This is a genomic window from Rhodococcus sp. PvR044, assembly GCF_040548995.1.
Taxonomy (GTDB): domain Bacteria; phylum Actinomycetota; class Actinomycetes; order Mycobacteriales; family Mycobacteriaceae; genus Rhodococcus_G; species Rhodococcus_G oryzae.
Window position 1 is genome coordinate 17765 of record NZ_JBEPSX010000002.1, and the last position, 12330, is coordinate 30094.

General features: G+C 70.4%; 12 protein-coding genes. 3 read left to right on the forward strand and 9 right to left on the reverse strand.

Features of this window, described 5'->3' with window-relative positions; genetic code table 11:
* Positions 1–111: 111 nt before the first annotated feature.
* Complete coding sequence (locus ABIC28_RS06235; protein ID WP_097213444.1) at positions 112–789, reverse strand: TetR/AcrR family transcriptional regulator; 678 nt, start codon at positions 787–789, stop codon at positions 112–114.
* Positions 790–880: 91 nt separating this feature from the next.
* Between ABIC28_RS06235 and ABIC28_RS06240 the strand changes: the two genes are divergently transcribed.
* Positions 881–2455, forward strand: coding sequence for an MFS transporter (locus ABIC28_RS06240; RefSeq protein ID WP_097213532.1), 1575 nt, complete (start codon positions 881–883; stop codon positions 2453–2455).
* A gap of 42 nt (positions 2456–2497) precedes the next feature.
* On the opposite strand, the gene ABIC28_RS06245 is transcribed toward ABIC28_RS06240, so the two are convergent.
* Positions 2498–3763 (reverse strand): Nramp family divalent metal transporter, encoded by a 1266-nt coding sequence (locus tag ABIC28_RS06245; protein ID WP_373560287.1) that lies wholly within the window; start codon positions 3761–3763, stop codon positions 2498–2500.
* Positions 3764–3942: 179 nt separating this feature from the next.
* On the opposite strand from ABIC28_RS06245, the gene ABIC28_RS06250 reads away from it, so the two are divergent.
* Together ABIC28_RS06250 and ABIC28_RS06255 are read left to right on the forward strand one after the other, a co-directional pair.
* Positions 3943–4854 carry an AurF N-oxygenase family protein gene (locus ABIC28_RS06250; protein ID WP_097213446.1) on the forward strand — a complete coding sequence of 304 codons (912 nt, stop codon included), beginning with the start codon at positions 3943–3945 and terminating at the stop codon, positions 4852–4854.
* Positions 4855–4923: 69 nt separating this feature from the next.
* Positions 4924–6627, forward strand: a complete 1704-nt coding sequence (locus ABIC28_RS06255; RefSeq protein WP_354578036.1) for an FAD-dependent oxidoreductase — start codon at positions 4924–4926, stop codon at positions 6625–6627.
* Between the two features lie 24 nt (positions 6628–6651).
* Here ABIC28_RS06255 and ABIC28_RS06260 read toward each other — a convergent pair whose 3' ends face one another.
* The 7 genes from ABIC28_RS06260 to ABIC28_RS06290 all read right to left on the reverse strand — a co-directional run bounded on the left by ABIC28_RS06260 (position 6652) and on the right by ABIC28_RS06290 (position 12329).
* Positions 6652–7371, reverse strand: a complete 720-nt coding sequence (locus ABIC28_RS06260; RefSeq protein ID WP_097213448.1) for a phosphatase PAP2 family protein — start codon at positions 7369–7371, stop codon at positions 6652–6654.
* Positions 7372–7485: 114 nt separating this feature from the next.
* Complete coding sequence (locus tag ABIC28_RS06265) at positions 7486–8247, reverse strand: SDR family NAD(P)-dependent oxidoreductase (RefSeq protein ID WP_097213449.1); 762 nt, start codon at positions 8245–8247, stop codon at positions 7486–7488.
* A 34-nt stretch (positions 8248–8281) separates the two neighbouring features.
* Entirely contained in the window at positions 8282–9064 is a 783-nt protein-coding gene (locus ABIC28_RS06270; protein ID WP_097213450.1) for an SDR family oxidoreductase, read from the reverse strand.
* Between the two features lie 5 nt (positions 9065–9069).
* Positions 9070–9888, reverse strand: coding sequence for a MaoC/PaaZ C-terminal domain-containing protein (locus tag ABIC28_RS06275; RefSeq protein WP_097213451.1), 819 nt, complete (start codon positions 9886–9888; stop codon positions 9070–9072).
* Positions 9888–10037 (reverse strand): hypothetical protein, encoded by a 150-nt coding sequence (locus ABIC28_RS06280; protein ID WP_179800670.1) that lies wholly within the window; start codon positions 10035–10037, stop codon positions 9888–9890. Before ABIC28_RS06280 ends, ABIC28_RS06275 begins: the two co-directional genes overlap by 1 nt.
* A complete protein-coding gene (locus ABIC28_RS06285; RefSeq protein ID WP_354578040.1) occupies positions 10034–11149 on the reverse strand; it encodes an acyl-CoA dehydrogenase family protein in 1116 nt (371 codons plus the stop codon). Before ABIC28_RS06285 ends, ABIC28_RS06280 begins: the two co-directional genes overlap by 4 nt.
* Before the next feature lie 13 nt (positions 11150–11162).
* Entirely contained in the window at positions 11163–12329 is a 1167-nt protein-coding gene (locus tag ABIC28_RS06290; RefSeq protein ID WP_097213453.1) for an acyl-CoA dehydrogenase family protein, read from the reverse strand.
* Position 12330: the final 1 nt, after the last annotated feature.

The following is a 12330-nucleotide window of genomic DNA, read 5'->3' on the forward strand; positions in this document are numbered from 1 at the left end:
GTCTCGGCCCCATCTCACCATTGAAGATCGACTGGTTTGTCGGCTGGGCCTCACGATCGAACCGTGGGGTGCCTTCGATCATAGATCCGCGACAGCGTCGGCACCCAGCCTTTAGAGGGGGGAGGATTCAGCGGGGGAGGGTTGTCCCGCCGATACTCGGGCCGCCAGGAAGTCGTCGACGATCCGCGCGCAGGCCTCCGGACCGAGCGGCCGCAGCGTCGCGAGTTTGGTGAACACCAACGGCCCGAGGAGCTGCGCCAGGGCCAATTCGTAATCGGTGTCCCCGAGCAGTGCCCTCGCCTCCGCACTCGCGAAGATCCGGTCGAACGGGGTCCGGTACTGCTCGGCGATCTGGCTGCGCAACGACCGCAGCTCCGGGCGATCGATGCCGCCCGCGCCCTCCCTGGCGGCACGTTCGTCGAGGCCGGGCCCCATCCCCAGCCAGCACAGCGCGGTCAGCTGCATCGGCGCGGCCTCGATCAGCCTCGCCTGGTCGGTGAGCAGTGCGATGAGCTGCCCCCGGAGGTCACCGTCCTCCGGCACCGTCGCGGCCGGTGGGATCAGCCGCCCGAACGCGGCCGCGACCAGTTCGGTCCCGCTGTCGAAATGCCGGTACAGCGTCGCGCGGGCCACCCTCGCCGCCCTGGTCACCGCGTCGATGGTGACGGCCTCGGTGCCACCCTTGGCCAACAACGCGGTTGCCGCGTCGAGCAGTCGCGCCCGCGAGCGGACCTTGCGCGGGTCCTCGCGGGAATCGGTTTCGGCCGCCTCGGCGGGCTCGTCGACCATGTCACCTCCATTGACTGCGGGTATGCGGGGTTGTGGAACCGTCGGTCTTCAAACGATACTGACAGTCTTGTTTTCTCCCCCGGAGGTGCTGATGAACCGTCCGACCGAGTCCGCCGAAGCCAGGATGTCCTTACGAGAAGTATGGACGCTGACGGTGGTGTGCTCGGCGGTGGCGATGGTCATCGCCGCGGCCGCCGGACTGAACTCGGCGCTGCCCGCCCTCGCGCTGGACACCGGCGCCACCCAGAGCGAACTGACCTGGATCGTCGACGGCTACACCCTGACGCTGGCCGCGCTGCTGCTGCCCGCCGGGGCGCTCGGCGACAGGTACGGCCGTCGCGGGGTGCTGCTGGTCGGGCTGCTGATCTTCGCGGCGGCCTCCGCGCTGCCGATCTGGCTCGACTCCCCGCAATGGCTGATCGGCTCGCGGGCGATCGCAGGCATCGGCGCAGCACTGGTGATGCCCGCGACCCTGTCGCTGCTGACCGCGAGCTTCCCGCCCGAGCAGCGTTCCCGCGGCGTCGCGATCTGGGCGGGCGTCGCGGCGTCGGGGGGGATCGCCGGACTGTTGGTGTCCGGCCTGCTGCTCGAGAAATGGCAGTGGCAGTCGATCTTCGTCGGCTTCGCCGCGGCCGCGGTCGCCCTGTTCGCGATCGCCTGGACGGTGCCGTCGTCGCGGGAAGAGGACTCGCCGCAGTTCGACCTCCTCGGCGCGGTGCTCGCCGTCGCGGCCGTCGGACTGGTCGTGCTCGGCCTGCTCGAGGGTCCGGCCCGCGGCTGGCTCGACCCCCTGGTGCTGCTCGCCGTGGTCGGCGGAATGCTCGCGGCGGTCGCGTTCGCGGTCGTCGAGATGCGGCGCGCGCATCCGCTGCTCGACGTCCGACTGTTCGGCGTGCGCGGGTTCGGTGCGGGTGCGGCCTCGCTGACGCTGCAGTTCCTGGCCTCCTTCGGATTGTTCTTCCTGGTCATCCAGTACATGCAGCTCGTGCTCGGCTACAGCCCGCTGCAGGCCGGAATCGCCTTGGCCCCCATGGTCGTCCCGATGGTCGCGGTCTCCGCGATCACGCCGTGGCTGATCCCGAGGGTGGGCCAGCGCGTGCTGGCCCTGTGCGGACTGGGGCTGGCAGGGGTTGGCCTGATCCTGCTCGGCGGACTGGATATCGACGGCGGGTACGGCCAGGCGGTGGTGGCGTTGCTGATGTTCAGCACCGGCCTCGGTCTGTGCTCGGCGCCGGCCACCACCTCGATCATGGAGAACACCCCCGACGACAAGCAGGGCGTCGCGTCCGCGGTCAACGACACCGCGCGCGAGGTCGGCGCGGCGATCGGCATCGCGGTGGCGGGCAGCCTGCTCGCCGCCACCTACACCCGCGAGATCGCGCCCGCCGTCGCCGCGGTGCCGGAGGTCGCCAAGGATCCGGTCGGGGCGTCGCTCGCGTCGGCGCTCGAGGTCGCGAAACATGCAGGCCCGCAAGGCGAGCAGCTCGCCGAGTTCGCTCGCGACGCCTTCATGGCGGGGATGTCGCACTCGTCGTATGTGCTGGCCGCGGTGATGCTGGTGTCGGCCGTGCTCGTCGGCATCTGGGCGCCGGGGCGCGAGCGGCCCGCCGGAACCGATGCCGAGGTAGCCGCCCCCAGCCTGGTCGCGGCGACCGAACCCGAGTGATCAAGGGGGCAGTGCTGGAACCACTTTCGGGGCGGGTGGGCGTCAGGCGCCGGTGACGGTGAGGACCAGCAGTGCGAGGTTCAGGGCGACGATGACGGCCGTGGCCGCCCAGGCCGCGACGGTGGTCCCTCGCCGGTTGAGATGCTCGCCCATCAGCCCGCGCTCGGATGTCATCCGCACCAACGGCACGAGCGCGAACGGGATGCAGAAGCTCAGCACCACCTGACTGATCACCAGCGACAGCGTCGGATCGGCGCCCATCGCGAGCACGACCAGCGCCGGGATGAGCACCAGGGTCCGGCGCAGCAGCATCGGGATCCGGAAGTGCAGCAGGCCCGACATGATCTCGGCACCCGCGGCGCAGCCGACCGAGGTGGACGCGAGGCCCGAGGCGAGCAGACCGATCGCGAAGATCACCGCGACCGCGGGGCCGAGGGCGCTGGATATGGCCGCGTGCGCTCCCGCGATCGTGTCGGTGCCCTCGATCCCGCGCAGCGCGGACGCGGCCAGCAACAGCATCGCGATGTTGACCGAGCCTGCGACGATCAGTGCGCCCACGACGTCGATCTTGGTGGCCTTGAGCAACCGGGGCAGCCTGCCCGGCTCGATGTCCCGTCCGTGCCGATCGCGCGCGAGCGCCGAGTGCAGGTAGATCGCGTGCGGCATCACGGTGGCGCCGAGCATGCTCGCCGCCAGCAGCACGGTCTCGGTGCCCTCGAAGCGCGGCACCAGCCCGGCCAGCGCCTCGCCGCCCGACACGTCGGTGAACGCCAGCCCGCTGACGAAGCCGAGCGTGATGATCGCGAGCATGCTGATCACGACGAACTCGAAGGTCCGCTGGCCGCGACTCTGGGTGGCGAGGATCGCCATCGACACGACGCCGGTGATGAGGCCGCCGAGCGGCAGCGGCACCCCGAACAGCAGGTTGAGGGCGATGGCGCCGCCGATCACCTCGGCGAGGTCGGTGGCGACCGCGGCCAGTTCGGCCTGGACCCAGAATGCCTTGCGCTGGGCAGGGCGGAGTCGGTCGCCGAGCAGCTCCGGGAGCGAGCGCCCTGTGACCAAGCCCAGTTTCGCGGAGAGGTACTGCACCAGTACGGCCATCGCGTTGGCCAGCACCAGTACCCACACCAGCAGGTAGCCGTACTTGGCGCCCGCGGTCAGGTTCGAGGCGACATTGCCCGGATCGACGTACGCGATCGCGGCGACGAATGCCGGCCCGGCCAGCGCGATGAGGCGGCCCTTGGCAGAGCCGGTGGCCCTTGGCGCGCTCTCCGGCGTCGTGACGCCGAGCTCCTCCACTGACAACGCCGTCCCCCTGTCTATCCGCGCATCCACCACTCTAGTTCGCTAGACCATATCAGGAAGTTTGGCCAGCCAAACTCTGATCTAACTGGACAGCTGTCCGGTGACAGTTGTCACACCACGGGGGTAGATGTACAGTCGCAGTACCTGTTACCCGGTGTCACATAAATGGAGGACTGCCAATGACAACCGCGATGCCGCTGCAGCGCCCCGCGATCTCCGACCGCGAAGAGACGGCGAAGCGGTTGCTGGCGTCCTCGGCCCGCAAGTCCTACGACCCGATGATCGAGGTCGACTGGGAGGCTCCTGTACCGGACGACAAGTACGGCCTCACCCCCGAGTGGAGCACCCTCTACGGCACCGCGCTGTGGGAGGAGATGACCCTCGAGCAGCAGGTCGAGCTCACCAAGCACGAGTGCGCCAGCGTCGCAGGCGTCGGGTTGTGGTTCGAGATCCTGCTCATGCAGATGCTGCTGCGCGACGTGTACGGCCGCGACAAGCACTCCCGGCACGTCCAGTTCGCCCTCACCGAGGTCGCCGACGAATGCAGGCATTCGGTGATGTTCGGCCGCGCGGGCGAGCGGCTCGGCATGCCGAGCTACGGCCCGCACCCCGTCATCCACAAGCTGGGCCGGATCTGGGGCGGTTTCTTCAAGGGGGCCAACGCGTACGCCAGCGTGATGGCCGCCGAGGAGATCCTGGACATGATGCAGCGCGACTTCATGAAGGACGAGCGCGTGCAGCCGATCACCCGCACGGTCAGCAAGATCCATGTCCTCGAGGAGGCCCGGCACATCCGCTTCGCCCGCGAGGAGGTCGGTCGCCGCCTGCAGGGCGCGAGCCGGGCGCGGCTGGCGGTGGAGCGGGTGAACACCGCGGTCGTCGTCTACTTCGTGATGAAGTCGATGATCAACAAGGACGTCTACGCGAACGCCGGTCTCGATCCGGAGCGCGCCATCGCCGAGGCCAAGGCGAATCCGCACTACAAGGACAAGGTCCGCACGTCGGGCACCAAGCTCATGCAGTTCCTCGACAGTTCCGGCCTCGTCGGCGGCCCGTCCAAGCGCCTCTACAAGAGGGTGAACCTGCTCTGATCGCCGGTCGGGCCGCCCCCGACCGTCATCCGCCCCGCAGCCCAGCTCCCGCACCTAGGAACGACTCTCATGGCATACGTGATCACCCAGGCGTGCTGCAACGACGCCTCCTGCGTTGCGACCTGTCCGGTGAACTGCATTCACCCGACGCCGGACGAGGCGCAGTTCAGGACCACCGAGATGCTGTACATCGAGCCGGACACCTGCATCGACTGCGGGGCCTGCGTGGACGCCTGCCCGGTCGCCGCGATCTTCCCCGCGGACCAGCTGTCCCAGGCGGATGCGCGATACGCGGAGATCAACGCGAACTACTACGAGAAATACCCGCTCCAGGAGGGCTGGAGGCCCCTCAAGGCGACCGAGGCCAAGCGCGTGGACCTGGGCACCCTGCGCGTCGCCATCGTCGGTGCCGGGCCTGCCGCGTCGTATGCCGCCGAGCAACTCCTGGTGCACTCGGACGTCGAGGTCGAGGTGTTCGAGAAGCTGCCGACCCCGTGGGGGCTGATCCGCGCGGGAGTCGCGCCCGACCACCCCGGCACCAAGGTCATCACCGACGCGTTCGAGTGGACGGCGGCCAAGGACGGCTTCCAGTTCCACCTCAACGTCGAGGTGGGCAAGCACCTCAGCCACGACGAGCTGCTGGCCAACCACCATGCGGTGATCTACGCGGTGGGCGCCTCCAGCGACCGCAGACTCGACATCCCGGGCGAGGACCTGCCCGGCAGCCACGCCGCCACCGAGTTCGTGGCCTGGTACAACGGCCACCCGGACTACGCCGATCGCGAGTTCGACCTGTCCGGCGAGCGCGCGGTCATCGTCGGCAACGGCAACGTCGCGATCGACGTGGCCCGCGTGCTCACCATGGACATCGCCGAGCTCGCCACGACCGATATCGCCGATCACGCGCTGGAGGCCCTGCGCCACAGCAATATCCGCGAGGTGGTGCTGCTCGGGCGTCGCGGGCCCGCCCAGGCCGCGTATTCCACCCCCGAGTTCCTCGCCCTCGGTGAGCTCGAGAACGTCGACGTGGTGATCGACCCTGCCGAGCTCGAGCTCGACGAGCTCAGCGCCCGTCTGCTCGAGAGCGGCGAGTACGAACCGTCCGCCGAGTTCAAGGTGCAGCTCGCCCGCGAGTTCGCCGAACGCGCGAGCACCCCCGGCCGCAAGCGGATCGTCTTCCGCTATCTGGCCTCGCCGACGGCGCTGCTCGGCACCGACCGCGTCGAGGCCGTCACCGTCGCGCGCAACGAGCTGGTCGCCGGGACCGACGGTTCGCCGAGCGCCCGGCCGACCGCGGACTCCGAGACGCTGGGGGCATCCCTGGTCCTGCGCTCGATCGGCTACCGCGGGCGGCCACTCGCGGGCGTCCCGTTCGACGAGCGTCACGGGACGATCCCCAACGACAACGGCCGGGTGCTCGAGTCCGCGGGCGGTGCGCCGGTCGACGGCGTCTACGTCACCGGCTGGATCAAGCGTGGACCGTCGGGGGTGATCGGGACCAACAAGGCCTGCGCCAAGGAGACCGTCCGCGGGCTGCTCGAGGACTTCCAGTCCGGCAGCCTCAGCAGGCCAGTCGGCAGCCGCAAGGACCTGACCAAGCTGGTTACGCAGCGCCAGCCCGCCCGGATCGACTACCGCGGCTGGCAGGCGATCGATGCCGCCGAGCGTGCAGGTGGCGCCGCATCCGGTCGGCCGCGCGTCAAGATCACCGATGTCGACGAGATGCTCGGTGTGGCCAGGGTCCGCCGCCGCCTCCCGCTGATCCGGCGCTGACCCGGAGGGGCGCGCACGCGCCCCTCAGTACCGGGGCTCGCCCGCCGGTACCCGGCCGCCGAGGCCGACCCTCCGCAACAGGTGCGCGGTCACCGGGGTCAACACGATCGCGACCGCCACCGCGATCGACGCGCCGAACACCAGACCCGCCGCCACGTCGTGCGGGTAGTGCACCCCGCTGACGACGCGCAGCATCGCGACCACGACCGCCGACGCGGCCGCGAGCACGCACAGCCATATCCGGCGCGCGGCGTAGCTCGCGAGCACCACCGCGGTCGCCAGCGCGGCGGCGATGCCCGAGTGGTTGCTCGGGAACGACCAGTCCCCCATCGGCGGACACTCGGCGAGGGCGTGCACCCCGGGGACCGCCGTGCACGGCCGCTCCTCGGTGACGACCGACTTCACCGCGAGCGTCGCGAGCGCCGACGCCGCCGCGCCCGCGCCGCCCGCGAGCCCGACCGCGAGGGTGTTGGCATCGCCGCGACCCCACCACAGCGCCGCCGCGAGCATGGCCGCGAGCGCGAACAGCAGCGCCTCCGCCGCCAGCTCGGTCAGGGTGCCCATCTCGCTCGGCCACGTGCTGGTGACGGCGTCGACCTGTCGGTACAGCGAGGTCGAGGCGCCGAACACCGGGTTGGTGGCGACCTCGGACGGGCCGAACACCGCGAGGATCCCCGCGGCGAGGATCAGGGCGGCAACGGCGAGCGGCCAGTGCCGCGGTGGGGAGGGAAGGCGATCACGCATCCGCGGGAATTTACCCAGAGAAACTGGCAGGAAACTGAGAGTGAACAACTCCGCCGCCCGTGGGTCCTTCTGGCCCCTATCCGGGCCGAAAGGACTCACGGGCGCCGAAGGCGCCTATCCCCAGCGGGACTGACCGCCGTCGAGCGGGATGGTGGCGCCGGTGAGGTAGCGGGCGTCCTCGCCTACCAGGAACACCACGGCCCGGCCGATGTCGGCCTCCGGCTCGCCGACGCGGCCGAGCGGGATGCCTGCGACGAACTCGGCGGCCTCCTCCGGGTTCTTGTTCATCCACCACTTCAGCGCGGGCGTGAGCGCATGCGGGGCAACGTTGTTCACCCGGATGCCGTCGCGGCCCCATTCGGACGCGGCGGCGCGGGTCAGCACCCGCATGCCCTCCTTGATGGAGCCGTACACGCCGTAACCGCCCGCGTCCCACCGAACCGCCGCCGAGGTCACCAGGTTGATGATCGAGCCACCGCCGCGCGCGACCATGTGCGGATGACAGGCCTGCATCAGCCGCAGCGTCGCGAGCGGTCCGGAGGCGAACGCCCGCTCGAACTCCCCGTCCTTGACGTCGAGCAGCTTGCCGGGCATGGCGTCGTTGGCGTTGTTGACCAGGATGTCGACGCCGCCGAGTTCGGTGACGGTCCTGTCCACCGCCGCCGCGATGTCGTCGCTGTCGGAGACGTCGCAGCGCACGGGGATCGCGGTGCCGCCGAACTCACGGATCGCCGCGACCGTGGTGTCGAGCTTGGATTCGGTCCGTCCGGCCACCGCGATGGCCACGCCCTCCTTGGCGAGGGCGAACGAGATGCCCTGACCGATCCCCTGACCCGCACCCGTGATCAGCGCGACCTTTCCGTCGAGAGTCCCCATGTGCAGTGCTCCGATCCTTGAGAATGCGTGTGGCTCAGCCGAGCTCGGGATGGGTTGCAATGTAGCGCGCCGGGTACTCGCCGCCACCGTGAACGGCGATGTCGGCGCCGTTCACATAGGAGGACAGCGGACCACCGAGGAACAGGCAGGCGCCTGCGATGTCCGCAGGCACCGCCATCCGGCCGATCGGCAGCGTCCGGGTGACCGCCGCTCCCCCGTCCGCGCCGTACACCGACGCGGCGGCCTCCGTGCGGATCAGCCCGGTGGTGATGTGGTTGACCCGGACCTTCGGCGCCCACTCGAGCGCCAGGGCCCTGGTCAGCACCAGCAGGCCGCCCTTGGCGGCCGAGTACGCGGCGGTGCCGGGCTGCGGGTCGTGCGCGGAGACCGAGCCGATGTTGATGATCGACCCGCCGTCCTCCTGCGCCTGCATCAGCCGGTTCGCGGCCTGCGCAACGTAGAAGGGCGCCAACAGGTTCAGCGCGACGATCTTCTCCACGAACCGGGGCGAGACCTCGGCTGCGCCCGCATCGGGCGAGCCGCCGGCATTGTTGACCAGCACGTCCAGCCGGCCCATCGCCCGATGCGCGTCCTCGACCATCGCCCGGACCGCATCCGGGTCGCGCACATCGACGGACCGGAACTCGGCCCGGCGACCGTCCGCCTCCGGTAGCGCGTCCGGTTCCGTGCGGGCGCACACCAGCACCCGCGCGCCAGCGGCCAGGAAGGTCTCGGCGACCACGCGCCCGATGCCCTTGGTCCCGCCGGTCACCAGGACGGCACGGCCGGCGAAGTCGGCGGGATTGGCGACACCCATCGCGGTCAGCCCGCGAATCGGGCGCGGGCGCCCGCGATCGCCACCGTGTCCGCGCCGACCTCGAACTCGACCGCGTCCCCGTCTCGCCAGCCCCGCACGGGCAGGACCTGCCCGGGGAACACCGGTGCGGAGAACCGCCCCGACAGCTCGACCAGGTCGGCGGGGTGCGCGCCGAGCGCGCGCGCCAGCGGCAGCGTGCTCGCGGCCAGGGTGCACAGCCCCTGCAGGATCGGACGCGGCTGGCCGATGCGCTCGGCGGCGGCCGGGTCGATGTGGATGTGGTGGAGATCGCCGGTCAGCCGGTAGAGCGCGGCCTGGTTCTCGAAGGTCGCCAGCTCCGTCGACAGATTCGGCTCGCCCTCCGGTGCCGGGGGCTTGGACGGGCCCCGCTCGCCACCGAAGCCGCCGTACCCGGGCGCGAACAGCGACCAGGTCGCCACGAAGTACTCGCACTCGACGCGCACCTCGAACACCGCCGCGGCGCCCTTGTCCCAGACCTCGCCAACGGAGGCCGTCAGGGTCAGCTCACCGCTGCGCGGCAGCGGCATGAGCACCTTCAAGTCCTGCGACCCGTGCAGCGCGGTCTTGGTGTCGAAGGCGCCGCGGGAGCCCAGCTCGTCGGGGGCCCACTGTGCAAGGGTCAGCGCGAAGGTCGGCAGCACGCGCAGCCGGTCCTCGAACACCAGGTCCAGCTCGCTCGCGGCGGCACCGACCGCGAGCGCGTAGACGATCGCGTCCCGCTCGGTGTAGCTGACGGTTCTGGTGCCCAGGTCCGCGCCGCGCCAGCGGCCCGCGTTCGAGGTGTTGGTCTCGGTGGTGCTCATCAGGCTGCTCCCAGTATCAGTCCGCTGGTCGGCACGGCTGTTCCAGCCGTCACCAGCACGTTGTCCACTCTCGTCGCACCGTACTGATGGATGTGGTGCCGGGCGACCATCGCGACCCACTGGGCGGGAACCACCCTCGCCGCGGTCATGCCCCCACCTCGATGCCCGATGCGAGAAGTGCGCCCAGACGAGCAAGGTCCGAGCTCGCGCCGCCGAGGGTGGCCGCGATCTGTTTGCCCCACAACAGGTGCCGGTGCACCGGGTAATCGGTGTCCACCCCCATGCCGCCGTGTACGTGGGTGGTCCGGTGCACCACGCGCTGACCGCCGTCGGTCGCCCACCACTTCGCGACCAGCACCGAGGTACCGGGTTCCGCGCCCGCGGCGAGCAGCACCGCCGCCTGCCACAGAGTGACCCGCATGGCCTCGAGGTCGATATAGCAGTCCGCTAGCTGGTGGCTCACGGCCTGAAAGGTCGCCAGCGGGCGCCCGAACTGCTTGCGCTCGTTGAGGTAGGCGACGGCCTGGGACACCGCGCCGGAGCCGACACCGAGCTGGATCGCGGCCAGCGCGAGCTCGGTGCGGTCCAGCAGCCAGGAGACCGCGGATCCGTCGGCCGGGCCGAGCAACTCCGCCGTGGCACCCGAGAACTCGATGTTGGCGCAGATCTCGTGGGTGGTGGACTGCGTCCGCACGACGCTCACGCCGTCGCCGGAGAGGTCGACGAGGAACAGGGCGGCGCCCGACCCGGTCGTCGCCGACACGACCGCCCGGTGCGCGAGGTGCGCCACCGGCACGGCGGCCTTCGCGCCGTCCAGACGCCACACACCGTCGGCGGACGACGCGGCGGTGGTCTCGGGGTCACCCGCGACGTAGGGCCCGAACTCCTCGAGACCGACGGTGAGGAAGGTGCTGCCCTCGGCGACGCCCGGCACGAGCGCGCTGCGCTGATCCGCGGTCCCGAACTCGGAAACAGCCAGCGCCGCAATGGCGGTCGGCCAGATCGGCACGGGCGCGACGTGGCGACCCTGCTGTTCGAGCAGGACGTACAGCTCGGCGACGCCCAGTCCCCCACCGCCGAGATCCTCGGGCAGGGCGACGCCGAGCAGTCCGGTGACCGCCAGCTCACGCCAGAGGTCGCGGTCCACGCGGTCCTCGGTGGCCTCCACCTCCTTGACCCGGTCGATGCCCGCCTTGCTCGTGAAAACCTCATCGGCGAGGGCGCGGATCGCCTCTTGCTCTTCGCTGAAGTCGAAGTCCATCAGTGCTCCTCGCTCATCTGACCCTCTTCTCCCGGACCAGGCCCAAACCGATGGTGCCGACCATGTCGCGCAGCACCTCGTTGACTCCGCCGCCGAAGGTGTTCACCACGCCCTGGCGGGAGATCTGTTCGATCTGGCCGGCCAGGATCGCGCCCGGCGACTCCGGCCGGATCCGGCCCGCGGCGCCGAGGATGCCGAGCAGGGTGCGGTACACGTCGACGTGCGTCTCGGTGCCGTACGCCTTGGTCGCCCCGGCGTCGGCGCCGGAGAGGGCGTCCCGAGCGACCGCCGAGGTCATCTTCCAGTTCAGCAGCCGCATCGCCTCGAGCTTGGCGTGGGTGCGCGCGAAATCCTGCTGTACCCAGGGAATCTCGATGGTCCCGTTCGCGCGCGACCACTCCAGCACCTGGTTCCACAGCCCGTAGGTCCGGCCACCGAGGGCCGCCAGACCGATCCGTTCGTGGTTGAGCTGCGCGGTGATCAGCTGCCAGCCGCCGTTGACCTCGCCGACGACTTCCTGGTCCGTGACGCGGATACCGGTGTAGTAGGTGGAGGTGACCATGAGACCGCCCACCGTGTTGATCGGCGACCAGGAGAAGCCCGGGTCGTCGGTCGGGACGATCAGGATGGAGATGCCCCTGTGCTTGGGCGCCTCGGGATCGGTACGGCAGGCCAGCCACACGTAGTCGGCGGTGTTCGCGCCGGAGGTGAAGATCTTGTTGCCGTCGATCACCCAGCCGTCGGCGTCGCGGACCGCACGGGTCGTCAGCGAGGCGAGGTCGGTGCCGGCCTCGGGTTCGGTGTACCCGATCGCGAAGACGATGTCCCCGGCGAGGATACCGGGGAGGAACCTCTCCTTCTGCTCCTGCGTGCCGTACTTCATCAGGGTCGGGCCGACGGTGTTCACCGTGACGAACGGGAAGGGCAGACCGGCCCGCTGGACCTCGTCGAAGAACACGAACTGCTCCTCGATGGAGCGGCCCTGGCCGCCGTACTCGACCGGCCAGCCGATGCCGAGCCAGCCGTCGCGGCCGAGCAGCCTGACGATCTCGCGGAAGTACTCGCCGCCGACGCCCTGCTCACCGGCGGTGCGGCGCTTCTGCTCCGGCAGCAGCGTGGCGAAATACGCGCGCAGCTCGCGGCGCAGCTCGGTCTGCGCGGCCGACTCCCTCAGGTCCATC